We start from the raw sequence: 24155 nt of genomic DNA, 5'->3' as shown, positions 1-24155 counted from the left end.
ATTTTTCCTTTATAGTTTTTCCCCGCCTGCAAAAAATATACAAAAAAGCATGGCCGAAGCCATGCTTAGCGAAGTGCATAAGAGGTAATATCAATTTGCCGCGCTGTGAGCCACTCGCGGGTAAAGCCAGTAATTACAAACGGTCGCTTTGCTAGTTGCAATGGATTATCGGCACCGCAAAGCAACATAAATTTCTTCAATTCCAGTAAGAAATCGTCTAAATAAGCAATGGCTTCCGCCTCATTCTGTTGCGATAAGAAGCGCAGCCACGGCGCCGCTATCCCCACAGCTTTTGCCCCAATCGCCAAAGCTTTTGCCGCTTCTATGGGCGTTCGTACCCCGCCAGAAATCATAAGATCTACCGAATTTTTCAAAGCAGATTTGACTTCGAGAGCGCTGAGCGCCGTAGGAATCCCCCAATAGAGCCAATCCTGGGAAAAGCGATTTTCCTGTGGTTTGCGACTTGCTTCAATCGCTACAAAGTTTGTACCGCCAGCGCCGCCCACGTCAATGGCCTGTATCCCAGCCTCACATAATGCTTCAGCCTGCTCACGCGCAATGCCATTGCCTACTTCTTTCACGACAACAGGAACAGAAAGATGACTAGCAATCGTTGCAATATTATCTAAATAACCTTTAAAGGAACGATCCCCTTCCGGCATAATCATTTCCTGCGCTGCATTGAGATGAATCTGTAAGGCATTCGCTCCTATCATATCAACAGCAGCTTGCGCCTCTTGCCAAGAAGCATGCGCTCCTAAATTAGCAAAAACGATCCCGTCTGGATTCTGTTGACGAATAACTTCATAGGAGTGATACCCTTGCCCTTTCGCGACTGCGGCGAACTGGGAACCTACCGCCATGGCGCTCTTGGTCTTAGCCGCCAACGCGGCAAGCGCCGCATTGACAGCAGCAACATCATCATTGCCGCCGGTAATCGCATTTATAATAACAGGATGCACTAAGGAAATCCCCATAAATTGAACGGAAAGATCCACTTCATGAAAAGCAAGCTCCGGCAAAGCATTATGAATCAGTTGAATATCTTGAAAGCCCGTAATAGCAGGACCGTCATCTAGCGCTAAGGCGTATTTAATATGATCCAATTTTCGAGACTGCCGCGACATTTATTTTAACCCTTTAAGTAAATCTTTAAACTTATCGCCTAAAGTCACATGAAGACTGTCTTGATTGCCTAAATAACCCTGGAATTCTTTACGTTCCAAATCTTCTTGCGCTGCTTTTAGACTGAGGGCAATTTTCTTCTTGCCTTCCTCAACAGCCAACACTTTTACTTTCACATTTTGCCCTTTACTTACTACATCTTCGGCTTTGGCAACACGCTGCTCTGCCATTTCGGACAAATGTACAAGGCCTTCCAAGCCATCACCAATTGCCACAAAGGCGCCGAACGCTGTTAATTTCGTTACAGTACCTTCAATAATTTTTCCTGGTACAAGTTCAGCAACCTTATTAAACCAAGGATCTTCCTGCACTTCCTTAAGACTTAGCGAAATTCGTTTATGGTCTTTGTCCACTTTCATAACCATAACGGAAACAGCATCACCGACGGCAACGACTTCATCAGGCGAAGCAACTCTTTCCCACGATAAATCGGAAATATGAATCAGTCCGTCAACGCCGCCTAAATCAACAAAAGCCCCAAAGTTGGCAATTCGGCTAATCGTACCGTCCACAGTAGTCCCAACGGTAAGTTTATTATAAACTTCGTCTTCTTTGCGGCGCCGTTCTTCTTGCAAAATGACGCGCCGGGAGAGTACGGCTTTATTTTTTTCTTCGTCTACTTCAATCGGTCTAGCGGCAACAATATCGCCAACATAACTATTTAGATCTTCCACATATTGGAGGCTAACTTGTGAGGCAGGAATAAACACGCGAACACCGGAAAATGCGCCCACAAGGCCGCCTTTCACAACTTCCGTGATTTTCACGTCAATGGCTTCCGCTTTGTCTCTAGCCAAAGCAAGCCGTTTCCAGGCATCTTCTTTATCAGCTAACACTTTCGATAATAAGACAGGCGTATCATCTCGATCTAACGCTACGACACTTACCGAAATCAAATCGCCATTTTTCACTACATCAGCAGCATTTTCTGGTGCCGGAAAAGCCAAGTCGGCCCGCCGCACCATGCCTTCTGACTTATAACCAATATCAACAAATACTTCGTCTTTTAATACACTGACAACTTTACCTTCTATAATCATGCCAACAGAAAGTTTTACGCTTTCATCCTGCATCATTTGCTCCATCTGTTCCATTTTCTCCATCTCTTCCACCTTGTTAATAACCTCCTCTATAATCCAATCAGGCGTTGACGCTCCTGCTGTAACACCGATGGTATGAATTCCTGTGAACCACTGCGCTTCAAGCTCAGCGGCTGTTTCAATATGATACGTTGTAGTCCCGCATTGACGACAAAGCTCAGCTAGACGCGATGTATTCGCACTATTTTTACCGCCAACGACCAAAACAAGCTCTACCTGCGTCGCAACAGCGACCGCCGCTGCTTGCCGTTGGTCTGTTGCCGTACAAATCGTACGCCGCACTACAAGGTCAGGACATTTTTGCGCCAAAATTGCCCGAAGTTTCTCAAACTTTTCCCCAGAGAAAGTGGTTTGGCTGACAATTCCGAGTTTCTGGGTTGGTTCATAGGCGTTTGCTTCTGCTTCTGTCTCAAGAATTTGCGCCTGTTTCCCAGTCCACTCCCAAATACTTTTAACTTCTGGATGATTTTTTTCACCAATAATTACAACTTCATAACCGTCCGCTTGTAAAGCGGCAGCTTCTTGCTGGGCCTTTTTCACATGCGGGCAGGTTGCGTCAACGACTTCAAGCCCTAACTGAGCTGCTTTATCATAAACAGCCGGGCCTACGCCGTGAGAACGAATCACGACGGTTTTCGCTGTTACGTCCTGCAAAGTGTCGGCAACTAACGCACCTTGCTTTTTTAGCTTGTCCACCATTTGGGGATTATGAATAATCGGACCTAATGTAAACACGCTTCCCTTTTCCCGCGCTGCTGTCTCTGCTACTTCCACAGCACGTTTTACGCCGTAGCAGAAACCACAGTGTTCCGCTAATTTGATTTTCATAATTCCTCCCTAAAAGTTATATGTTCTTATTATAAATCTATTTGATAAAATCTTTCAATCTTTTCTCCTGAATAAAACAAAAAGAGAGCCTACCGGCTCCCTTTTATTTTGCTAATTTCTCAGCTTGGAACATTGGGTTTCGTCGTACCATATTCACAGACAGGATGAATTTCCGTGTTCATACCAACTGGTTTATCCGTCTTAAGCAATTCCATCCATTTGCGGATGGAATCTACTAAGGTAATAGCAACAAGCACGAGCAAAATCACACTGACTGTTCCGTTAACGATTCCTGACGTATCACCTTTTGCAAAGAACATCTTTACATTGAGGATACCAGCCCAAATAACCGTAACTGCCAGAAAAGCGAGCGGCGCTCCCGTAACTAGCGCATAGGATTTCTTCGTGGCAATTTTCAAGATGATCGTCGTGCCAATTGCTAAAGCAACAACAGACAACAGCTGATTGGCTACACCAAAGAGTGGCCAAATTGTAGCAACTTCACCACTGTAGAGAAGATAGCCCCAGCAAAAGCTAACAAAAGCACTCGTAAGCACAATACCTGGCCACCAGTTATTGTCTTTAAACTTCGGCAGACCATGATCGCCCAGCACATCCTGCAGAATATAACGACTTACCCGTGTACCAGCATCAATCGTAGTCAAGATAAACAAAGCTTCAAACATAATGGCAAACTGATACCAATAATTCATTAGATGCTGCATACCGCCGATGCTGGAGAAAACATGAGCCATGCCAACAGCCAGCGATACAGCGCCACCAGGACGATGGGCTACATCCATACCGACAAGCTGTGATAATTTATCCAGTTCTACCATCGGAATATTCAGCTTAGCGAACACAGCGGCTGGCGTATTAATGGCGAAATAATCGCCAGGAGCTAAAACAACTGCCGAAATGAGCGCCATTACGGCAACAAACCCTTCGGTAAGCATCCCGCCATAAGCAATCGGCCGTGCCTGAGATTCCTGTTCGAGCATTTTCGAGGTAGTCCCAGTACTAATCATGGAATGGAACCCCGAAATAGCGCCACAGGCAATTGTAATAAATACATAGGGCCACCAAGGACCAGGAATAATCGGACCGCCGCCTTCAATAAAGCGTGTCGTCATTCCCATCTGCACAGTAGGTTGTACGATGACAATCCCTACAGCCAAAGCAACAACTGTACCAATTTTCAAATAAGAACTCAAATAACCACGCGGTGCGAGTAACATCCACACAGGCAACACAGCGGCAAGAAAACCATAAGTCGGAAGAATCACCGAAAGCTGATCTTTCGTAAAGGTGAAATAGTCAGCAATAGAGCTAGTGGCAACCCAGTTACCAGTAATAACTGCGGCCATTACCATAACGAAACCAGCAAAAGAAGCATATTTTAAGGCTCCAGGAGTCAATTTAAATATAAAAAGTCCAATAATAAAAGAAATCGGAATGGTCATAAAAATCGTATAGACGCCCCAAGGATTTTTGAACAGGGCATTGACAACAACGATTGCCAGACCAGCCATGGCAACAATCAAAATAAAGAATACCGCAGCCGTCGTGGCCGCACCAGTAATCGGACCAGTTTCTCTGTGAGCAATAACAGCTAGTGACTGTCCATTGTGACGTGTAGAAGCAAATAAGGTAATGAAATCATGTACACCGCCAGCAAAAATGGAACCTAAGAGAATCCACATAAAGCCAGGACCCCAGCCATATTGTGCCGCAAGCACAGGTCCAATGAGCGGCCCTGCACCAGCAATGGCAGCAAAATGCTGTCCAAAAAGAACCCATTTATTTGTTGGAATAAATTCTTTCCCGTCATTGCAGCGATACGCCGGTGTTACATTCTGATCATTGAGCATCAGAACTTTCGCGGAAATAAAAGCGGAATAATACCGATAAGCTAGCAGAAAGGCACAAACTGCAACAATCAACAACATGATGGAATTCATTATCTACACCTCGCTGTTTAGTGATTTTAAACCGTCTCTTAATCCTCCTTTGTTAAGTATTTTAATTTTATTACCCATATTCATAATAACGCAAATTTACAGACTTTTCAAGCTAGACTTTCAATAAGCGACTAGGCCAAACAAATAAAAAAAACAACGCGCCAGCATATACTAACGCGTTGTTTCTTCACGACGCCTTTCCGGCGCGTTCATCAAGCATTTTTTGTATGGAAGCCATAACTTGTTCACTTAACGGCACATCCTCTTTGCGATCGCCTTTTTTCGGAGGATAAATAGGAGCGCCAAAATGAACTTCTAATTGCGGCAGGCGAAACAAGTTTTTAAACAGGCGATTTGTACCATAAATCGCAGCAGGAACTACGGGAACCTCCGCTTTGGCGGCAATCATTTCTAATCCTGCGGCCGGTTTTTGCAACTCGCCAGTTTTGCTACGTGTTCCTTCCGGAAAAATGCCCACAATCTTTCCTTCCTTGAGTAAATCAATGGCCGTGCGAAGAGCTGTGCGATCTGCTACGCCCCGTTTTACCGGAAAAGCGCCTAGTGACCGAATCGCCGCGCCAAATAACGGAATTTGAAAGAGTTCTAGTTTAGCCATAAAGTGAAGTCTTACAGGCATAGCCGTACCAAGCACCGGCGGATCCCAGTTACTCATATGATTGGCAGCCAATATATAGCCGCCTTGCTGGGGCAGATGCTTTCTACCAGTTACTTTTAACCGAAACAGCCCTTTAAACAGCGGATTAAATAAGAGACGAAGCAATCCATAAAGCATAATCAGACCTGTCCCTTCGCTTCACACAACTGGAAAATAAATTGAACGGCTTGATCAATTGTTAGTTCCGATGTATCTAGATAAACAGCATCTTCCGCTTGAACTAAGGGCGCACAAGCTCGCTCGCTGTCTAACTTATCTCGCGCCGCAATTTCGGCCGCTAATTGTGCTAGTTCCACTTCATAACCTTTCGCCGCAAGTTCAGCATGACGGCGTTTAGCCCGTGTTTCTACCGAAGCTGTTAAAAACACTTTCACCTCGGCTTCGGGAAAGACTTTCGTACCGATATCGCGGCCATCCATAACGACGCCGCCGCTTGCGGCCATTCGCCGCTGCTGGCTGAGCAGCGCCGCTCTAACACCAGCGACTTTCGCCACTTCCGCTACAAAAGAAGTTACCTGCGGCGTTCGGATGGCCGCTGTAATATCTATTTCACCCACGAATATTTCAAGTCCGTCACCAGATGGACGCAAAGTTACCGTCGTTTGCTCAGCTAACTCTGTCAGTTTCGCCGCGACAGCTATATCATTTTTATCAATACCCTGCTCCAACGCCTGCCAGGCAATTGCTCGGTACATGGCGCCTGTATCAACATATGTATAATTTAGGCGACTAGCCAATACTTTGGCAACTGTACTTTTGCCTGCACCGGCTGGTCCGTCAATCGCTACAGTAAGTCGTTTCATGATTGTATAAGCTCCTTTATTCAAAAACCCCATTTGCCATCAAGAAGAAATCTGTTCTAAATGCTTAAAGAAAGTAGGATAGGAAATTTCTACGCATTCCGCTTCAGCGATTTCTGCGCCTTGCCCGAGCAGTCCCGCAATGGCCGTAGCCATTGCCAAACGGTGATCAAAGCGAGAATGGCAGATGGAGTGACTCAAAGTCTGAGGCCCGTTAATAATTAGGCCATCTTCCGTCACAACAAATTTAGCGCCAAGCTTCGTCAGTTCACCAGCGATGCCTGACAATCGGTCGGTCTCTTTGACCTTTAATTCACTAGCGCCTTCAATTCGGGTCATACCTTTGGCAAAGAGTGCTGCCACAGCTAAAACTGGGATTTCATCAATAAGACGCGGAATCATTTCATGGGAAATGGTAACACCGTGAAGCGCTGCCGAACGCACGACAAGATCGCCGACTTCTTCCCGCCCAAAATAACGCCGATTTTGAATTTCTATATTAGCTCCCATCATCGTAAGAGCATCAATAATCCCTGTACGGGTCGGATTAATTCCCACATTTTTCAATGTCACTTCACTGTCTGGGGCGACAGTCGCCGCAACGAGCCAATAGGCGGCGGAGCTAATATCGCCAGGAACAATCACCTCAGCTGGCGCCGTAAGCTTTTCCGGCGGCGTAATCGTAACAGTAGTATCAGTCACATTGACATCAACCCCGAAGTTTTCAAACATAAGTTCCGTATGATTTCGCGAAATATACGGCTCAGTCACACTAGTAGGACCTTCAGCAAAAAGACCCGCCAAAAGCTGCGCTGATTTAATCTGAGCGCTCGCAATATGATTCATAAAGTTTTGCCCTTGTAATTTACCTGCTGGTAAAACTGCAATCGGAGCCTTGCGGTTTTTATTACGGCTATAAAGTTGCGCACCCATTTGCTTTAAAGGATCAATGATGCGAGCCATGGGACGTTGACGCAGTGAATCATCGCCAGTGATTACACTAAAGAAGTCCTGTCCTGACAAGATCCCGCTCATCAGTCGCATTGTCGTGCCAGAATTACCTGCATCAAGAATATTTTCCGGCTCTTTCAGACCATGAATCCCTTTGCCGGAAACCCATACACAGCCTGAAGCTTCCGAATAGGAGATGACAATACCTAACGAACGGAAACAATCAATTGTCGATAAGCAATCTTTGGAAAACAAAAAGTTTTTTACGACAACTGGTGTATCCGATAAACTTGCCAACATAATGGCCCGATGCGAAACCGATTTGTCTCCAGGAACTTCAATGGTTCCTCTCAGGCGCTTGACCTTTTGCACATGATATTCTTCCATTTTTTCCTCCTCTGCCTTCCTCCAATAAGTCTAAGCCGCATTACAAAGTTGCGACATATAAAAGCCGCCGGAAATTAAGGGCTAATTATAAAAGAATTCCTTATATAGCGGAAAAATCCTCTATTTTGCGGGAAAAGTACTTTTGTCGGTAGTTACAAGCGATGTTCCCTCTAACTGATCTAATAGCGATAGTTTAACACGAATACCATCTTGCAGCATAAGCCCCTGTACAAGGGTCAGTACAATTAAGCATAGTAAAGCAACACTGCATAAAAACCGTTCAAAACGTTTGATCCGCTTAGCCGAAATAAGACATTTCTCCTTTTGGAACCTAGTATAGCCCTTTCCCCTTATTTTAATCGTCGTTTATTCTATTTGAGCCGCACTTCTCCCAGCTACAAAACCGGTTGAAAAAGCAGCCTGTAGGTTATAGCCGCCAGTATAGCCATCGATATCAATCACTTCGCCTGCCAGAAAGAGTCCTTGTACGATTTTAGATTCCATGGTCTTAGGATTAATTTCCTTAGTGGCAACGCCGCCTGCCGTAACAATCGCTTCACGCAACGGCCTTGTCCCACGAATAAAAAAACTTAAGTGCTGCAGTTGGTGCTGCAGTCTCTGCCGTTCTGCTTTCGTCACTTGATGAACAAATTTTTCCGGATCTAAATGGGCTAAATCAATCACGACAGGAATCATCTTCGCAGGCAGCAATTCTGATAAACTATTTTTCAACTGACGACGAGAAAATTTCTCAAAATCCCGCTGAAGTCGTTTGTCTAGTACTTCTTCCGACAAGGCCGGTTTTAAATTAATTTCAATTGCCACTTCCTCAGTAACTTGCTGCCTTTCATCAAGCCAAGCCGTAAGCAAGCGACTCAAGGACAAGATAATCGGTCCCGTCAAGCCATAGTGAGCAAACAACATTTCCCCGAATTCTTCCCCCACCTTTTGCTCTTTCACAATCAGCGAAGCTTTTACATTGCGCAGCGATAATCCTTGAAGGTCGCCAATCCAATCTTCCTCCACTTCGAGCGGCACAAGCGATGGCCTAAGCGGCACAAGCGTATGGCCTAGCTTTTTGGCCATGGCATACCCGTCGCCGCTAGAACCTGTCCCCGGATAAGAAGCGCCGCCCGTCGCTAAAATCACAGCATCGGCCTTAAGAAGTCCCTTGTCTGTTTCTACGGCAGTAACAACGCCATTTTCTGTCAAAATCGCCTTAGCACTTTGATTATAAAATACTTTCACTTTGCGTTCTAATAGCCCTAAAGAGAAAGCCGCCACTACATCTTTGGCCTCATCGGAAACAGGAAAAACGCGTCCGCCTCGTTCGACCTTTGTGGCCACCCCCTGCGCATTGAGCCAAGCAATAATATCTTCCTGAAAGAAAGTATGAAAAGCGCCATACAGAAAAGAACCATTGCCGGGAATATGCGAAATCATCGTTTTAATATCACAATCATTTGTTATATTGCAGCGTCCCTTACCAGTAATAGCGAGCTTTCTGCCCAGAGATGCCATTTTTTCTACTAAAACCACTTCTCCACCCTGATCTGCGGCGCTTATGGCTGCCATGAGTCCAGCAGCGCCGCCGCCAATAACGATAATTTTCTTCAAAACCAATTCCTCCTGAAAAGAGCGGGCTTATTTCAGCCCGCCCTGCTTAACTTTTTTCTTCTACTAATTTCTTAAGTTGTCTTACTTCTGCCACAGTAAGCAGCCGATAGCTGCCTCGTTTCAATCCAGCCAGTGTTAAAAAAGCCATTTTTGTGCGTTTTAAATTTCTGACAGGATGGCCAATGGCCTCAAACATCCGGCGAACTTGTCTGTTGCGTCCCTCAAATAAAGTGACTTCAAGTGCAGTCTGATTTTTTTCTAAATCCCGTTCCAAAAGAACTACTTTCGCAGGTTGCGTCATACCATCATCAAGTTTGATGCCGCGGCGCAATTTATCGAGCTTATCATCTTCAGGCAGTCCCAGCACTTTTGCTTCATAGACTTTCGGTACATGATGCTTCGGATGAGTCAGCGCTTGCGTCAACTCACCATCATTCGTAAGCAATAATAATCCTTCGGTATTATAATCAAGCCGGCCTACAGGATGTACTCTCTGTCCGAGATCTTTCACAAAATCCGCCACGGCCTGACGACCTTCGGGGTCTTTTAACGTGGTAACAACGCCTTTAGGCTTATTCAGTAAAGCGTAGACTAGCTTTTGCCGTTGAATCACCTTTCCATCCACTTTGATCAGGTCTTTTTCTTCGACTTTTGTTCCTAACTCTGTCACAATCTTGTGGTTTACTGCTACTTTTCCTTCAACAATCAATTTTTCCGCTTCTCGACGAGAAGCAATCCCTGATTGACTAATTACTTTCTGCAATCTCTCTGCCATAAATACTCCTATTCTTCTTTTAATACCTCGGCTAAAACGTCAAAATCCGTTTGGACTTTGCAAAGCCTTACTGTTTCATCTGTTTTTGTCTTTTTTTGACAACTACCGCATACACCTTCGCCGCAACACATTACTGCGTTGTTTGTAACGACAAGCGGAAGGTTCACATGCGTTTCGTCAAGTATTTTGATAATCGCCTGATGTTGTACATCAGGACCGGCACTGACAATCACATCAGGCAGTTCTTTCTCTGTAATAAACCATTCCCTGATTTTGGCAAATCCTGTTTGTCTGAGCGAATCCAGGGGATACACTGTCACCCCTAAAGCTGCTAGATCTTCTACACAAAACAAAGTACCTACTTGGCCGGGAGCTAAAAAAGCCTTCACCTCATTTTGCCCATTTCTCAATTTTTGAGCAATCGCTAAAGCCGGTGCCTGACCAATTCCTCCAACTATTAGTAGTATTGTACCACAAGAGATCTTATCAATCCATGGTTGACCTAAAAGTCCGTTAAAATAAGGTCCTCGCACTAAAATGGAATCATTGCGATTTTCCCAAAGCCGCCGTGTCTTCGGTCCGATGATTTCCACAATCACTTCAATTTGTGATCCCATGATTTTATAGACTGCTACGGGAAACTGAAAGTAAAGCGGATCCTTGGCCAGACGAAAAAATAAAAATGCTCCCAACCGACTTAACTCTGCGGCGAAATCTGCCGATAGCGCAAAAGAAAGTTTATACGTATTTATGCCAATTGCTTCACTGGCCGTCATGGTGACTTCCTCTTCGCGACGCCAAAAGTCCGGCATTGCCGTGAGCGGTTTTTGCCATTCTTTTAAATTAAAAATGCAAATTCCCGGCCAGTCACAGCTGCAAAAATCCTTGCCTTGCAATTGACTGCATAGGATACACTGATTTGTCTCTGCTAACAGACAGGGACAATATTTTGTATTTACGTCAATACATTGAAGGCGTTTTCGCATATTTGTCCCTCCTATACTAAGCATTGACTATATACGCCAGCCATTCCAGTTTGCACCGCTCGCGCTTGAATCACTGTCGAGTCCGCCGAATAAAGCCCGCTTGCTTTCATTCGATCAAAATAGACGGAGCCGGAAAAAGTATAACGTTTACCCAGAGCATCTGGGCTTGTCGCTTGTTCGTGAATAAAAGCGATAAAATCACCGCTGGCTGTGTCACGGCTAAGTAATAGGTAATTCATATCAAGGGCGTACCGCACCGCATTATGACCAGCAAGAAGCCCTGTAATAATTGCTTCCGTATGACCGACGAGAGCGCCGCATTTTTCGCCGCAACAAAACAGATTTTCCATTCCCTCTACCTGGAGGGTAAGATCATTCGGCGCAATTCCCAAATAGCGCATAGAGTTGCCTTTGCCGCCGGCATAGGGGTCTTCAAAGCGGGCTTTTTCTAACCCTGGAAGCTGTCGAAGCTCTTCTAGGGGAAAATAAGACGTCATCAGTTTTGCATGGCCGGTATCAAGTAAGATAAGGTTGTCGCCAAATTCCGGCAGAGCATACTGAGAGCAGGCTTTTTTCCCCAGAACATTTTTCTTATTAAACTTGAGCGGTAAAGGAATTAAAGCAACGCCTGTCTCATTCAATTGGCCCTGCAATTCTTTGCTAAGCGATTCTTTATTGAGCTTACAAGAACCACTCATAGCGCCAACTGTTCCATCTTCTTTCACCGAAGCCATCTCCTTGATTCCGCACAAACCAGTAATACTGACCCGCGGTCCAAAAGCCGGACAGCGAAGAATACACATAGCGCAGCCATTGCCATATTTCATACAGTTTCCCATCGGCCCGGCGGAGCCAGTGGCATCAACAAACACATCACCCTTCAGTTCCTCTCCCGTCTGAGTAAAGAGAGACGTGATCTTTTTCCCATATTTCGTGACATCGACAATCCGTGTTTGCAAATAAAGCCCTACGCCGTAGTCGGTAAGAAGTGCTTTGATTTTTGGCTCCATCAACGCTACATCATAGAGCGAAGCATGATTATGGCCGGGAAATGCAATATTTTTATGTCTAGCATTCGCATCCATAGCCAAAAACAAATCACCGCCGCCCATAGCAATCGCTTCTTCCGCTGCCGTAAATCGTCCATTATTGCGAAAAATCCCACCCACAAGCCCTGTTCCTAGCAACATATCGCTTTTTTCGTATAAAGAGACAGTCGCGCCCGCCTTGGCCGCCGCAAGCGCGGCGGCACAGCCAGACCAGCCGCCGCCGACAATGATGACATGAATCATTAAGTCCCCTCCTATCATCACTTTAAACACACTACAGTCTATTCACGGTGAGTAAGTCTGACACAACAAAAGAGCCAAAACAAAAAAACCGCCTGACAGCGGTTTTCCAAACGATTTCACAAAAAAAATTTTTGACAAACGTAGAGCGAGGCCACTAGGCCGATTACGTCACCACATAAACCGACGAACAAGGAGTAACGCGGATTTTTCACACCAACAGCGCCAAAATAAACGGTTAAAACATAAAAAGTTGTATCAGTACTGCCAATGATCACAGAGGCTAAACAGCCAACAAAAGAGTCGGGTCCAAGCCTATGAATCAGCTCAGCAGTCATACCTAAAGCACCACTGCCAGAAAGCGGCCTTAGCAGAGCTAAGGGGAGAATTTCTTCAGGTATTCCCCACAAACTACACCAAGGGGCTACGCAAGCAGCCAAAGCTGCCAGCGCACCGGAATCGCGAAAAATAGCAATAGCCACCATCATGGCTACTAAGTAAGGCATAATCCTAAGAACCGTAGAAAAGCCTTCCGACGCGCCTTCTACGAAGGCTTCATACACTTTCACACCGCGAATCAAGCCGATTAACGGAATAAACAATAGCAACAACGGGATCAGCCAAGCGGCAAAAATCGTAAGAAAATCATTCATGAAAATGCCTCCGCCGCTGTGTCAATAGTCGCATAATGCGATCAAGAATCAACACGCTAACCGTAGCCGCAAGACTTACGATCAGTGTAACTCCTGTAATATTAGCCGGATACAGCGACCCTGCTGCAAAACGCAACGCAATAATCGTAGCTGGCACTAAAGTGAAACCAGTCGTACAAAGCGCTACAAGAGTGCACATATCGGCAGAAGCTCGATCTTTTTGCGGGTTTAACCGTTGCAATTCTTCCATGGCTTTAATCCCAAGCGGCGTCACGGCATTGCCAAGCCCCAACATATTAGCGCTCAACATCATCACCACAGCGCCAATAGCCGGATGCGACTTAGGCACGCCTGGCAATAACCAGCAAATCAAGGGATGCATAAAGCGCGAAAGGGCTTTAACTACACCAGCTCGTTCCGCAATTTTCATAATTCCCAGCCATAATGACATGACGCCAATCAATTTAAAAGCAAGTACAACCGCAGATTCGGCTCCGCTGATTGCACTGTTAGTAATTGTCTCGATACGTCCCGTTGCCGCGGCGTAAAGAATTCCTATAATAATTAAAAAAAACCAAATTATATTAATCATGACAGCCCTCCCCCCTATGATTTTATGCGGGGAAAGGGAAAAGCTAGAACAAAAAAGCCTAACCAAAACAGGTTAGGCAAAGTTGCGAATTAAAAACATGAATACGCCCCAAACAGAACTCCACATCGTCTTAAAGAGCGATTTTTTTTCAACAGTATCTTGGGCTAAAAGATCAGCCGAATCAATCACTTTCCCCTTATATAGCAGCCTGACTTCACCGATCTTTTGATCTTTAACGACAGGGGCTGTAATCGTATCAGGGGCATCAATCTGCGTCTTAAATTCTTTTTGATCTCCCTGTGATACGGCCATAAACAAATCCTTGCTAGCATAAAGCGCTACAGCATTCTCTTCTTTACCTGCTTCGACTTTAACGGTCTTTACAATATCGCCTTGTTTCAGCAAAGGCTCAGCCTGGACTTTTAAAAAAGCATAATTTAGCAAGGCAATAGAATCATCCCACATGCGTTCGCTGTCAAAAACAACGACAATAAGCTGTACGCCATCTCGTTTCGCACCGGATATGAGACAACGACCGGCTGCATCCGTATAGCCTGTCTTAACGCCATTAGCGCCATCATACAACCACAACATGCGATTTTCATTGAAAAGTTCACGATTATAAGGTTTTCCTTGCCAAGGCAGCTGTTTGACCTTAGTTGATACAATGTCTTCAAACAAAGGAAGGCGATAACCATAAGCTGTAATTTTCGCCATATCAGCTACCGTTGTATAATGATTGGGATCAGGCAGACCGCTGGTATTGGTAAAATGAGTATGGGTTGCGCCGATTTTCTGCGCCTTTTCCGTCATCAGATGAGCAAAGGCTCCTACAGACCCGGAAATATGTTCCGCTACGGCGACGGTCGCATCATTGCCAGAAATCATCATCATACCATAAAGCATATTCAACATAGAAAGCTGCTCGCCTACCGTAAGCGATAAAGAAGAACCTTCCGTTTGAGCGGCATTGGCGCTCGTCGTAACAATGTCATCCATCTTGCCTGCTTCTAACGCCGTAATCAGTGTCATGACTTTTGTTGTACTGGCAGGATAGCGCCGTTCATCAGCATTTTTTTCATATAAAACTTTTCCGGTAGACGCTTCAATCACAATAGCCGACTTCGCTGTAATTACAGGCTCAGCAGCTGCATAAAGAGGTGTGGGCATTGCTACAACCAAACAAAACACAGTACATAGCAGTGCGATCAGTCGCATGAGTAAAAATCCTTTCTAGAGACAATTGAGAGTAAAATACCTATTTATTATAGCCACTTTTCTTGCAAACGTCAAAATACTTCTTACCATACATGATCAGGGAATCTATCGGAAAGAATAAACGAGGAGGTGAAACAATGGAAACAATTGACGTTCGTACGGCGCTTCGCACTACGCTGACACAAAAACAAGAGCTAGTAAGAGACTATCAAAGCTTTGCCGAAACCATTAATAACGAAAAAGTAGCCGCGCTCTATCGAGAGTTTGCTGAACAAGAAGGCTATGCCGCTGCCACTATTAAAGATGAACTTGATAAGTTGTCACAGTAAAAAAACTGTCGCTGCCAATTTTTTGGCGCGACAGTTTTTTTACTCATCTTCTGTTTCCTGATCGTTTGGTTGAGATTGCGGCGATATTTTATGGGTTCGACACCCTTTTGCCTGTAAAAGTTCTTGAATTTTATCAAAAACCTGCGGCACAAGATCGACCACTCTGTCATAAATTAAATGACCGTCTACCTGTAGAAAGCGAATACCGCTTACAGGAGAACACACGAGAAATCCTACAGGTTTCACACTGACGCCAGCGCCGCTGCCACCGCCGAACGATAAATTTTCCCCTATTCTTTCGGTTTCACCGGCAGGCAAACCGTTGCCGCCACCTGCAGCAAAACCAAAAGCGACACGCGATATAGGAATAATAACCGTTCCATCTGGTGTTTCAACAGCATCGCCCACAATAGTATTTACATCGACCATTTCTTTAATACTTTCCATCGCTGTTTTCAAAAGCCCTTCAATTGGATTATCGCCCATTTATCCTACCTCCTTAGAACGTTTTGTAAAACGAGTAAGCAGAACGTTCATAAGATTGCCTAATGGCAGGGAAAATATACATTCCAGTTCCATCGAAAAACGCTCTTCCTGAAAGTGAGGTTCTACCTGCACCAAGGGCTTATGTCTAAAAGGCATATAGCGTAATAGATAGGCAATAAAAGAATATTTCATTGTCCACAATAGTCCGCTTACTAAACCAGTCTCGGCCGCATCTTTTCGTCCCACATGAGTCTTCCAAAACAATTTTTCGCACTTGCCGCGTCGCAATAAAAGCAAAACTAAATTTTTATAATCATCTACTATATTTTCTAGTAGATGCACGAATCGAAGCAATTCACGCGGATGCAGCAAATAACGTCTGATCCAAGCGGCAAACCGGTGCTTTTCTTTCGGTTCATTCGCAACAACCCAAACTCGGCCTTCTTTTAGAACCACCTTAAGCGGAACGGTGAACGCATAATGGAATATATTTTTCCAAGTAGCCACAGTAATTGTTAAGCTTTGCGTCTGACCTTGATCGCGATAAGTAATCGACACATAAAGTTTCAGATTCCATACAACAAAGCAGAGCAGAATTATTAGCATAAGGGCTAGAAAAAGCGTCATTCTTTCTCCCCCTTTTTGTTTACCATACCCGAAAAAAAAAGTTTTATACTAGACTAGCCATTTAAACTGAAAATCGCAATAAAAAAGACTGCCTCTTAAGCAGAGACAGCCTTCTTTTATATCAAGTATTTTCGCTAATAAATTCCGTAAGATCTGGTAACTCCTTCAAACTACGCAATCCAAAAGACTGCAAAAAGCCCTCTGTTGTACCATATAAAATGGGCCGACCAATCGCGTCTTTACGGCCAAGTTCTCTGATTAGACCTCGCTCAACTAGCTGAGAAATAATCCGCTCCGCTTTTACCCCGCGTACCTGCTCAACTTCCTGTCTCGTAACAGGTTGACGAAACGCAATAATAGCTAGTGTTTCGAGCGCGGCAGCGGACAGCTTTGCGTCTTGAACCTGCCCTAATTGTTCAATATAGGCGGCAAATTCTGGCTTAGTACAAAACTGAAATCCGCCAGCGACCTCAACAATCGCCAATCCTCTATGACTAGCAGCAAGATCAAATTGCAGCCGATCAATGAGTTCGCGTACATTGAGCTCGTCAATCGACAATATCTGCGCTAACTTACTTGCCGAAAGCGGTTCGCCGCTAGCAAACAATAACGCTTCAATCGGCCCTTTTAAGTTCTCGTAAAACACGACTCTCCCTCTACTCCCTTGCCGTGAGATAAATCGGCCCAAACAGGCCTTGTTGCTCAATGTAAATTCGCTTCAAGCGCAAAAGTTCTAGAATAGCCAGAAAAGATGCTACAAGCTCTTGCCGACTGCCAGAGCGAATAAAAGTCGCTTTAAATTCGAGACGTCCTTTACCGCGTGTTAACAATTGAAGAATATCAGCCATTTTACTTTGTACACTGACTTCTTCATGATCGACCAGAGTAATTTCGGGCACTGTGCTTTCCCATACAGCCAAAAAAGCTTTAATTAATTCATTCACTTCCAGACCGCAAAGGGGCTGATAAATTCTAGCAAATTCGGCAGGTTCCCGCGTAAAGCAAAGCGCCCGCTCTTTATAAAGTTCGCCCATTTTTGCTGCTACTTCTTTAAACTGACGATACTCTACTAATCGGTTAACAAGTTCCGCCCGCGGATCTTCTTCCTCTACATCTAGTTCTACCTTGGGCGGTTTCGGCAGCAGCATGCGCGATTTAATCTGCAGCAAAGTAGCCGCCATAACCAGAAATTCACTGGCAATTTCCATATCAAATTCAGTCCAACTGGCAATATAAGCTAGATATTGTTCTGTAACCTGCGCAATGGGAATATCATAAATATCAATCTGATTTTTCTCAATCAGATGCATAAGTAAGTCAAGCGGCCCCTCAAAGGCATCGAGGCGAAGATTATATTCCATGGGTTCAGCCTAAATGCATCGCTGCTCGAACTTCTTCCATGGTAGCTGCCGCCACTTTTCTAGCCCGTTCGGCGCCATATTGCAGAATTTCCTTCACTTTGTTGGGTGAAGCCTCTAAAGCTTGTCTTCTCGCATGAATGTCAGCTAAGCCAGCGACTAAATGTTCGGCTAAGTTCTTCTTACAGTTTACACAGCCAATTTCGGCATTGCGGCACTGTGATTCAATTTGACCGACTTCTTCTTTGGAGAAAAACTGATGAAATTTAAAGACTGTACATACTTCAGGGCGACCGGGATCAGTCCGTTTTACCCGCTGCGGATCTGTCACCATAAGCTGCACTCTCGAACGTAGTTCATCTGGAGAAGCGGAAAAACTAATGTCATTGCCATAGGATTTACTCATTTTCCGTCCATCAATCCCAGGCAGAATCGATGCCTTCGTAAGAGCAGCCTGCGGTTCGGGGAAAATAGGTTGATACATATAGTTGAAACGACGTACAATTTCACGGGTCAACTCCAAATGAGGTAGTTGATCTTCACCCACAGGAACTGTATCGGCTTTGTATAAAATGATATCAGCTGTCATAAGTTCAGGGTAACCAAGGAACCCATAAGTACTGAGGTCTTTGCCTGCAAGGCTTGTCTGCTGAATTTTATCCTTATAGGTTGGTACACGTTCCAGCCAAGATAACGGCGTCATCATCGATAATAAGAGATGAAGCTCGGCATGTTCTTTTACATGGGACTGAACAAAAATCACGTTTTTTTCCGGATCTAAACCAGCACTCAACCAATCAAGAGCCATATCATGAATGTATCCTGGCAATTTGCTAGTATCTTCATAAGAAGACGTTAAGGCATGCCAGTCAACAATCGAAAAATAGCATTCATACTGCTCCTGCAGCTTCACCCAGTTTTCCAAAGCTCCTAAATAATTTCCCAGATGAAATTTTCCGGAAGGCTGCATACCGCTGAAAATACGACTTTGACTCATTAGACTCACTCCTAGTTATACGAAAATTAAAATCACGCTTTTAATAATAAAGGAAAGCGCTCGAACTGCCGGGTAGATAATCATGCTAAATACGCCTGTAAACATGAGCCCCATCAATACAAAAGTAGCATAAGGCTCGATTCGTTCAAACCAATAGCCCATTTGCGGCCATAAGCTGCTGAGCACCTTAGAACCATCTAGCGGCGGCAACGGCATTAAGTTAAACACTGCAAACATCAGGTTATAAGTATAGGTAAAATCAAGAACCATCTGCAATTCAAATGATAACAGATTGAGCTGCAAAAATACTACTTTGAGGACAGCTACAGTAAAGGCTATAAGCACATTTGACAAGGGCCCCGCCAAAGCAACCCAAAACATGCCCCGCCGGCGATTATAAAAATTATTAGGATTGACTGGAACCGGTTTAGCCCAACCGAATTGAAACAGCCACAGCATAAGCAGCCCAATCGGATCAAGATGTGCCACTGGATTCAGCGTCAGTCTGCCTAAAGCCCGCGGCGTAGGATCGCCAAAAGAAGCAGCTACACGCGCATGGGCATATTCATGAAACGTCAGCGCAATTAGTAGCGCCGGAATGCGAAAAATCATATAGCTATCGAAACCGAACACGCACTTTCCTCCTTAATTTTCTGAAACAAGAAAGTTTCTTTACTTATTTTAACACAGAACTGTCCGAACTGAAACACTCTCACTGCAGCAAGCCTTCTTTACAAATCCTTAATCAAATTTTTAAGAGAACTTCGCATTGCCGCCTCAGAAAAATTTTATAATAAAATCAATCAAATCCCCTTAAAGGAGATGCATCCATGGCTAAAGCGATCCAACGTCAATCCCCTCTCGCCTATGGAGCCAAATTATTTATATTACTAGCCAGACCGCTTTCTTCCAAAGTAGTTTGTCCAACCCATGAATTTATCAATGAGGCGGCCCTTGAACTCCTACAAAAAGCAGGCTTCGAATCAGAAAGTCGGTTTCTACTTACGTATCTCTCAGCCTTGCAAGAAGGCGTTACCTGGGCCGATTCAGGCTATCGCAATATTAATCATTTTTTCCATCCGCAAACGAAGCAAGGGCTTTTCGGCTTTGCCAATGCTGCCTATGATTTTGCCTTTTACTTGAATAAGTCACGTCTTTATAGCAAGCAAAAAAAATGGTCAAAAAGTTGTTTTTATCTTGGTGCAGCCGCGCACTTGCTCCAGGATGTCTGCGTTCCCCATCATACCTCGTGTTTGCTCTTTGACGGTCATAAAGAGTATGAAGCTTGGGCGCAACAACATTACCGCGACTACTTTGCACCACTAGCGCCGCTAACCCCTTATTTTAGAAAACCATTCTCCCTTTTTTTCACTAATGCATCGGCCTCCTTTGCCGCTTTTGACCTGATGAAAGAAGGTTCTACTCCCGTCTATCAACAGGTAACAAAAATGCTTTTGCCCCAAGCGCAATATACTACAGCCGGACTCTTTAACTGGTTTTATCACTTAGATGCCAGATAGATCCTTCACGCATAAAGACCACTTAATTCGAACAGGCTAGACATAAGTCTAGTAACGAGAAAGCAGGTCGATATGCATGAACCAACGCCATTTAGTAAATAGTTTGGTTGTCAGTACACTCATTGCGGTGCTTCTTACCGCAGGTTGTGATCTAGGTCAAGCCCAAAAAAAGCCGGAAATAGGGCCAACAGGTTCTGGCGAAACAACAAAAACCAATCCACCTTTTTGGCAGCGTTTTGAAAAACCGCCGCAAATTTTTTACGATTTAGAGCCAACAGGTGGTATTTTATTTGAAAAAATCAAACAAAAGAACTGGTCGGCAGCCGCTTTAGATGTAGCCAATCTGCGTCAAACCTGGGAAAATACGAAACTTGCCATTGGTGCCAAAAAAGGAGTAGTTGAAGCCGATGAAGCTCTGGAAAAACTAAATCAAGCGATTACAGCACAAAATAGCTTGACCGCCTATGAAGCATTAAACGAGTTTTTTAGCGCCTTAAGCGATGCGGCAAAATCTTATAAATTCTCTCCCTTAGCTGATTTGCTGCAAATTGGCAATGCCGCTCGCAGTGTAAATTACTATGTAGCTGATAAAGATTGGTCAAAAGCAGCGGCTAAAGCTCAGGAACTAGAACAAACCTGGGAGCAAAATAAGCCCTCTTTGGAAATGATGGGAATTCTGGGAAAGGTTACGCAAACCCACAGCACAATTAAAGGATTGCGTGATGCTGTCGGCGGTGAAAACCAAGGACAGGCAGAAAGCTTGTTAAAAAATCTAAATGAAAGTCTTGCTAATATCCGGGACTTTTACAAAAACAAATAATAAAATAAGTTCATGGAAAACCGACCCTCGCTCCTCGAAAAACGAGGAAAAGAGTCGGTTTTATTTTTCCTTATCATTTTTTGCCTTTAAATCGTCTTCTTTATCCTTCAAATCGTCTTGCTCTTTGTTCTTGTTTAGGGCCATCTTTTCCTCCCGGCTACTCCGCTGCGGCTTTAAAACAGCAGGTCGTAAAACCTTTTGCGGTAAAGGTAGTCGCAAAATTACACTTTTCAAAGCGGAAAACTGAAAGGGTAAAGCCGGCCATAAATAAGGAACGCCAAAAGATTTGGTGCGTACCATAAAGAGAAAAATGAGACAAAGCAAGGCGAAAAGTCCTGTAAGCTTAAAGAAAAGTACCGAAGCAATTAATAGTATGCGCAGTAGACGAATCGCCATGGCAAGCTCCACACTGGGCGTGGCAAAAGCGCCTACAGCCGCAACGGCCGTATAAAAAATGACTTCATTGCCAAATAAGCCGACTTTAGTAGCAAAATCGCCCAGCATAAAAGCACCGATAAACCCCAAAGCAGTCGATTGGGCTGATGGAACATGAACCGTTGCCATGCGCACAAGCTCAACACCAATTTCCGCTAAAATAAACTGAATTCCCAGCGGAATAATACCGGGATCACGAGGCCCTAAAAACATAAGTGCTTCCGGCAGAATTTGCTTATCAAGGACTAGGGCGAGCCAAATGGGCGGCAGTAATAAGGACAAGGCGATTCCAAACAAGCGAATGAGACGAAGATACGAACCGATTAATACATTTTGATGATATTCTTCCACATGCTGCACATGATGCCAGAAGGTAGTTGGCAAAATCATAATATTAGGCGATGTATCAACAATCAGGCAAATATGGCCTTCTAGCAAATGGACAGCCGCTACATCAGGCCGTTCCGTATAACGTACCGAGGGAAGTATGTTCCAGGGGCTATGACCGCCAATATATTCTTCTATGGCTTTTTCCGCCATAGGGACGCCATCGACGACGATATTCTGGAGACGCTCTTTGACTGTATCAACAAGTTCAGGATTGGTAATATCTTTAATATAGGCAATCGCCACATCACACTGCGACCGTTTCCCCACCTTTACAATCGTAAAGCGCAGATTAGGATCACGCAAACGGCGACGAATGAGCGCTGTATTAAAAGGTAGCGTCTCAACAAAAGAATCGCGAGATCCTCTAGTGACCTTTTCAATATTAGACTCAGCTGGCGACCGAGCCGGATAGGCGCGCGCATCAAAAATCAAAGCCTCTGTTTCACCATCAATAAAGAAAATCAGTTCACCTGATAGAATACTGATTACCGCTTCATTCCAGTCTTTGGTTTTCTTCACTTGCGAATGAGTCGCTCGCGAATAGAATACTTTTTCTAAGGTGTTGATCGTCAGTTCTTGCTGCTTTAAGGTCATCATATCTTGGAAAACATTCGTTAACAGTACATCATTGGTCATTCCATTAATCGAAAAAGAAGCTGATCGTCGCGATCCAACATGATACTCGCGAAAAACGATATCAAAACTTTCGTCGGTTCCTAGCAGCGCTTTCATGTTTTTGATATTTTCGTCGAGTTTTTTATGAATGGTCTCGCTCATAACTGCTCACACCCTTTAATATGGCTAATATCGCTTTCTTGGTAATCGGAGCGCCTTGACAGACATGATCGGCATAATCCATTTTGCCAATATCGCCAATACCGACAATCAGAGGAATTTTTAATTCATTCAATACATCAACCGTGTCGCCAAATACTAGCGGCAGCCCTAACGGCGCCACAGTCGGCTTGCCAAATTTATTAACAGGACCGCTTATGATTTTTCCTCGTCTCGTAATACAAAAGTCAGTCAGCACACCAGTTCCGCCAGCGTTAGACGCTACTGCTAACGCGCCTAGTACTTCGATGGCCGGATGAAGCGCCACATATTTTAAAGCTTGTTCACCGCAGCCCAAATCCTTATGCCCTTTATCATCAAACAAAACTAGAACAGGATCATAAGGAACCTCTTGTAGTAAAGCAACAATTTCAGGGCCGCTAATTGGTGTGGGATTGCCGCCGGAAGCGCTGATACATCGAAGACCTAGTGAATAAGCCACGCTTTCAACAACCTGTTGGGCCGCCTGATCGCCGTCAGTCACTAATATTACACGGATTTTTTGCATTTACTGATTTTTCTGCTGCAATAGCTGCTCCATTTCGGCTACAAGAGTTTGACTTTGTTCCATCACTTGCTGTAAACTCTGGAGCCCATTTTCCAACTCCTGCGATAGCTCATAACGCAAGTTGGAAAGCTCTTGCAGCTTTTGCGAAAAGTCTTGTTGATTAGAAGAAATAGCTTGATTTTGCTGACGGCTTTGCATTACATTTTGCCCTGAGTTGTCACCCAGGCTTGACTGCGCGGTATTATTACTGCTATCGGTGTTATTACTGCTATTCCCTTCCTTACTGTTATCGGAAACGGCTTTTTGCAAATCCAGTATATCTTGCGCCATTTCCTGCAATTTTTCCATAATGGTTGTTTCTTTACTGTTTTCGCCGCCTGTATACAGAGGTCTCGTAAGTTTCCTGGCCAACTTTTCCCCAACCTTTCCTTGCCCTTAGAGGTTTTTTATAAAATAAAACACTTGCATGCAAAACATCAGAAAAGCAAACCGCATATTGATCACGGCAAAAGGAAATCGCAGTTTGGCAAAAGATTGCCATAAATGGGCCGAAGGCTCAAACTCAAAACCACGAACTACCTTTCCTGCGGCATAATTGCTGAAAATTCCACTTGCAGCTACAAATAATAGCTTTGGCAGCGGTCCATTCACATCAATCTGACTAAAAAGTCCTGCGGCAAAAACTCCTTGTATTCCCAAATGGCAAAATAGTGATGCTATAATTTGACCTACCTGATTAATAAGGGACGCTAAAATGACATAATGAGGATATCGTAGGCCGATGACCCCGATAGATACGATAAAGCCAATCACATCGATTACATACATAAAGC

26 protein-coding genes are annotated in these 24155 nt (G+C 44.4%); 3 read left to right on the top strand and 23 right to left on the bottom strand.

Features of this window, described 5'->3' with window-relative positions; genetic code table 11:
- Positions 1-65: 65 nt before the first annotated feature.
- The 13 genes from fni to AC0NJP_RS09820 all read right to left on the bottom strand — a co-directional run bounded on the left by fni (position 66) and on the right by AC0NJP_RS09820 (position 15018).
- Positions 66-1127 (bottom strand): type 2 isopentenyl-diphosphate Delta-isomerase, encoded by a 1062-nt coding sequence (gene fni / locus AC0NJP_RS09880; protein ID WP_474699699.1) that lies wholly within the window; start codon positions 1125-1127, stop codon positions 66-68.
- Positions 1128-3113 carry a bifunctional 4-hydroxy-3-methylbut-2-enyl diphosphate reductase/30S ribosomal protein S1 gene (locus tag AC0NJP_RS09875; protein ID WP_474699698.1) on the bottom strand — a complete coding sequence of 662 codons (1986 nt, stop codon included), beginning with the start codon at positions 3111-3113 and terminating at the stop codon, positions 1128-1130. It abuts the gene before it with no gap.
- 119 nt (positions 3114-3232) lie between these two features.
- Positions 3233-5074, bottom strand: coding sequence for a carbon starvation CstA family protein (locus AC0NJP_RS09870; RefSeq protein WP_474699697.1), 1842 nt, complete (start codon positions 5072-5074; stop codon positions 3233-3235).
- 187 nt (positions 5075-5261) lie between these two features.
- Complete coding sequence (locus AC0NJP_RS09865) at positions 5262-5867, bottom strand: lysophospholipid acyltransferase family protein (protein WP_474699696.1); 606 nt, start codon at positions 5865-5867, stop codon at positions 5262-5264.
- Positions 5868-5869: 2 nt separating this feature from the next.
- Complete coding sequence (gene cmk, locus AC0NJP_RS09860; protein ID WP_474699695.1) at positions 5870-6553, bottom strand: (d)CMP kinase; 684 nt, start codon at positions 6551-6553, stop codon at positions 5870-5872.
- A gap of 39 nt (positions 6554-6592) precedes the next feature.
- Positions 6593-7888 carry a 3-phosphoshikimate 1-carboxyvinyltransferase gene (gene aroA, locus AC0NJP_RS09855; protein WP_474699694.1) on the bottom strand — a complete coding sequence of 432 codons (1296 nt, stop codon included), beginning with the start codon at positions 7886-7888 and terminating at the stop codon, positions 6593-6595.
- Between the two features lie 366 nt (positions 7889-8254).
- On the bottom strand, positions 8255-9505 hold the full coding sequence (locus tag AC0NJP_RS09850; RefSeq protein ID WP_474699693.1) for a BaiN/RdsA family NAD(P)/FAD-dependent oxidoreductase: 1251 nt from the start codon (positions 9503-9505) through the stop codon (positions 8255-8257).
- 46 nt (positions 9506-9551) lie between these two features.
- A complete protein-coding gene (locus AC0NJP_RS09845) occupies positions 9552-10280 on the bottom strand; it encodes a pseudouridine synthase (protein WP_474699692.1) in 729 nt (242 codons plus the stop codon).
- 8 nt (positions 10281-10288) lie between these two features.
- A complete protein-coding gene (locus AC0NJP_RS09840; RefSeq protein WP_474699691.1) occupies positions 10289-11266 on the bottom strand; it encodes a hypothetical protein in 978 nt (325 codons plus the stop codon).
- 11 nt (positions 11267-11277) lie between these two features.
- Positions 11278-12558, bottom strand: a complete 1281-nt coding sequence (locus AC0NJP_RS09835; RefSeq protein ID WP_474699690.1) for an FAD-dependent oxidoreductase — start codon at positions 12556-12558, stop codon at positions 11278-11280.
- Between the two features lie 116 nt (positions 12559-12674).
- The gene (locus AC0NJP_RS09830; protein WP_474699689.1) at positions 12675-13208 is read right to left on the bottom strand and encodes a spore maturation protein; all 534 of its coding nucleotides are present in this window, start codon (positions 13206-13208) and stop codon (positions 12675-12677) included.
- Positions 13201-13800 (bottom strand): nucleoside recognition domain-containing protein, encoded by a 600-nt coding sequence (locus AC0NJP_RS09825; protein ID WP_474040339.1) that lies wholly within the window; start codon positions 13798-13800, stop codon positions 13201-13203. The genes AC0NJP_RS09830 and AC0NJP_RS09825 overlap by 8 nt, the downstream gene beginning before the upstream one ends.
- A gap of 72 nt (positions 13801-13872) precedes the next feature.
- Positions 13873-15018, bottom strand: a complete 1146-nt coding sequence (locus tag AC0NJP_RS09820; protein ID WP_474040340.1) for a D-alanyl-D-alanine carboxypeptidase family protein — start codon at positions 15016-15018, stop codon at positions 13873-13875.
- Positions 15019-15155: 137 nt separating this feature from the next.
- On the opposite strand from AC0NJP_RS09820, the gene AC0NJP_RS09815 reads away from it, so the two are divergent.
- Positions 15156-15347, top strand: a complete 192-nt coding sequence (locus tag AC0NJP_RS09815; protein ID WP_474040341.1) for a rubrerythrin family protein — start codon at positions 15156-15158, stop codon at positions 15345-15347.
- A 39-nt stretch (positions 15348-15386) separates the two neighbouring features.
- Here the strand turns inward: AC0NJP_RS09815 and ytfJ are convergent, their stop codons facing one another.
- The 6 genes from ytfJ to AC0NJP_RS09785 all read right to left on the bottom strand — a co-directional run bounded on the left by ytfJ (position 15387) and on the right by AC0NJP_RS09785 (position 19448).
- Positions 15387-15833, bottom strand: coding sequence for a GerW family sporulation protein (ytfJ, locus tag AC0NJP_RS09810; RefSeq protein WP_474040342.1), 447 nt, complete (start codon positions 15831-15833; stop codon positions 15387-15389).
- Positions 15834-16460 (bottom strand): DUF2953 domain-containing protein, encoded by a 627-nt coding sequence (locus AC0NJP_RS09805; protein ID WP_474699688.1) that lies wholly within the window; start codon positions 16458-16460, stop codon positions 15834-15836.
- A gap of 121 nt (positions 16461-16581) precedes the next feature.
- Positions 16582-17106 (bottom strand): SMC-Scp complex subunit ScpB, encoded by a 525-nt coding sequence (gene scpB, locus AC0NJP_RS09800; RefSeq protein ID WP_474699687.1) that lies wholly within the window; start codon positions 17104-17106, stop codon positions 16582-16584.
- A gap of 10 nt (positions 17107-17116) precedes the next feature.
- On the bottom strand, positions 17117-17821 hold the full coding sequence (locus tag AC0NJP_RS09795; protein ID WP_474040345.1) for a segregation and condensation protein A: 705 nt from the start codon (positions 17819-17821) through the stop codon (positions 17117-17119).
- 4 nt (positions 17822-17825) lie between these two features.
- A complete protein-coding gene (trpS, locus tag AC0NJP_RS09790) occupies positions 17826-18815 on the bottom strand; it encodes a tryptophan--tRNA ligase (RefSeq protein ID WP_474699686.1) in 990 nt (329 codons plus the stop codon).
- Positions 18816-18830: 15 nt separating this feature from the next.
- Entirely contained in the window at positions 18831-19448 is a 618-nt protein-coding gene (locus tag AC0NJP_RS09785; protein WP_474040347.1) for a site-2 protease family protein, read from the bottom strand.
- A 197-nt stretch (positions 19449-19645) separates the two neighbouring features.
- Between AC0NJP_RS09785 and AC0NJP_RS09780 the strand changes: the two genes are divergently transcribed.
- A complete protein-coding gene (locus tag AC0NJP_RS09780) occupies positions 19646-20335 on the top strand; it encodes a zinc dependent phospholipase C family protein (protein ID WP_474699685.1) in 690 nt (229 codons plus the stop codon).
- Between the two features lie 76 nt (positions 20336-20411).
- Positions 20412-21155, top strand: a complete 744-nt coding sequence (locus AC0NJP_RS09775) for a hypothetical protein (RefSeq protein ID WP_474699684.1) — start codon at positions 20412-20414, stop codon at positions 21153-21155.
- Between the two features lie 60 nt (positions 21156-21215).
- Here the strand turns inward: AC0NJP_RS09775 and AC0NJP_RS09770 are convergent, their stop codons facing one another.
- From AC0NJP_RS09770 to AC0NJP_RS09755, 4 genes are read right to left on the bottom strand one after another with little or no spacing between them, the layout of a single operon-like run.
- Positions 21216-22757 (bottom strand): spore germination protein, encoded by a 1542-nt coding sequence (locus AC0NJP_RS09770; RefSeq protein WP_474040350.1) that lies wholly within the window; start codon positions 22755-22757, stop codon positions 21216-21218.
- Positions 22738-23322: a stage V sporulation protein AE gene (locus AC0NJP_RS09765; RefSeq protein WP_474040351.1), complete on the bottom strand. Its 585-nt coding sequence runs from the start codon at positions 23320-23322 to the stop codon at positions 22738-22740. Before AC0NJP_RS09765 ends, AC0NJP_RS09770 begins: the two co-directional genes overlap by 20 nt.
- A complete protein-coding gene (locus tag AC0NJP_RS09760; protein ID WP_474699683.1) occupies positions 23323-23733 on the bottom strand; it encodes a hypothetical protein in 411 nt (136 codons plus the stop codon). It abuts the gene before it with no gap.
- Positions 23734-23757: 24 nt separating this feature from the next.
- Entirely contained in the window at positions 23758-24150 is a 393-nt protein-coding gene (locus tag AC0NJP_RS09755) for a hypothetical protein (RefSeq protein WP_474040353.1), read from the bottom strand.
- Between the last annotated feature and the right edge of the window lie 5 nt (positions 24151-24155).

Source organism: Pelorhabdus sp. sgz311002 (assembly GCF_056134285.1).
This window is presented reverse-complemented; position numbering and strand designations above follow the sequence as displayed.

Coding starts and splice junctions, on each gene's coding strand:
- fni (WP_474699699.1), bottom strand. CDS start 1,127: ATGTCGCGGCAGTCTCGAAAATTGGATCATATTAAATACGCCTTAGCG.
- AC0NJP_RS09875 (WP_474699698.1), bottom strand. CDS start 3,113: ATGAAAATCAAATTAGCGGAACACTGTGGTTTCTGCTACGGCGTAAAA.
- AC0NJP_RS09870 (WP_474699697.1), bottom strand. CDS start 5,074: ATGAATTCCATCATGTTGTTGATTGTTGCAGTTTGTGCCTTTCTGCTA.
- AC0NJP_RS09865 (WP_474699696.1), bottom strand. CDS start 5,867: ATGCTTTATGGATTGCTTCGTCTCTTATTTAATCCGCTGTTTAAAGGG.
- cmk (WP_474699695.1), bottom strand. CDS start 6,553: ATGAAACGACTTACTGTAGCGATTGACGGACCAGCCGGTGCAGGCAAA.
- aroA (WP_474699694.1), bottom strand. CDS start 7,888: ATGGAAGAATATCATGTGCAAAAGGTCAAGCGCCTGAGAGGAACCATT.
- AC0NJP_RS09845 (WP_474699692.1), bottom strand. CDS start 10,280: ATGGCAGAGAGATTGCAGAAAGTAATTAGTCAATCAGGGATTGCTTCT.
- AC0NJP_RS09840 (WP_474699691.1), bottom strand. CDS start 11,266: ATGCGAAAACGCCTTCAATGTATTGACGTAAATACAAAATATTGTCCC.
- AC0NJP_RS09835 (WP_474699690.1), bottom strand. CDS start 12,558: ATGATTCATGTCATCATTGTCGGCGGCGGCTGGTCTGGCTGTGCCGCC.
- AC0NJP_RS09830 (WP_474699689.1), bottom strand. CDS start 13,208: ATGAATGATTTTCTTACGATTTTTGCCGCTTGGCTGATCCCGTTGTTG.
- AC0NJP_RS09825 (WP_474040339.1), bottom strand. CDS start 13,800: ATGATTAATATAATTTGGTTTTTTTTAATTATTATAGGAATTCTTTAC.
- AC0NJP_RS09820 (WP_474040340.1), bottom strand. CDS start 15,018: ATGCGACTGATCGCACTGCTATGTACTGTGTTTTGTTTGGTTGTAGCA.
- AC0NJP_RS09815 (WP_474040341.1), top strand. CDS start 15,156: ATGGAAACAATTGACGTTCGTACGGCGCTTCGCACTACGCTGACACAA.
- ytfJ (WP_474040342.1), bottom strand. CDS start 15,833: ATGGGCGATAATCCAATTGAAGGGCTTTTGAAAACAGCGATGGAAAGT.
- AC0NJP_RS09805 (WP_474699688.1), bottom strand. CDS start 16,460: ATGACGCTTTTTCTAGCCCTTATGCTAATAATTCTGCTCTGCTTTGTT.
- AC0NJP_RS09795 (WP_474040345.1), bottom strand. CDS start 17,821: ATGGAATATAATCTTCGCCTCGATGCCTTTGAGGGGCCGCTTGACTTA.
- trpS (WP_474699686.1), bottom strand. CDS start 18,815: ATGAGTCAAAGTCGTATTTTCAGCGGTATGCAGCCTTCCGGAAAATTT.
- AC0NJP_RS09780 (WP_474699685.1), top strand. CDS start 19,646: ATGGCTAAAGCGATCCAACGTCAATCCCCTCTCGCCTATGGAGCCAAA.
- AC0NJP_RS09775 (WP_474699684.1), top strand. CDS start 20,412: ATGAACCAACGCCATTTAGTAAATAGTTTGGTTGTCAGTACACTCATT.
- AC0NJP_RS09770 (WP_474040350.1), bottom strand. CDS start 22,757: ATGAGCGAGACCATTCATAAAAAACTCGACGAAAATATCAAAAACATG.
- AC0NJP_RS09765 (WP_474040351.1), bottom strand. CDS start 23,322: ATGCAAAAAATCCGTGTAATATTAGTGACTGACGGCGATCAGGCGGCC.
- AC0NJP_RS09755 (WP_474040353.1), bottom strand. CDS start 24,150: ATGTATGTAATCGATGTGATTGGCTTTATCGTATCTATCGGGGTCATC.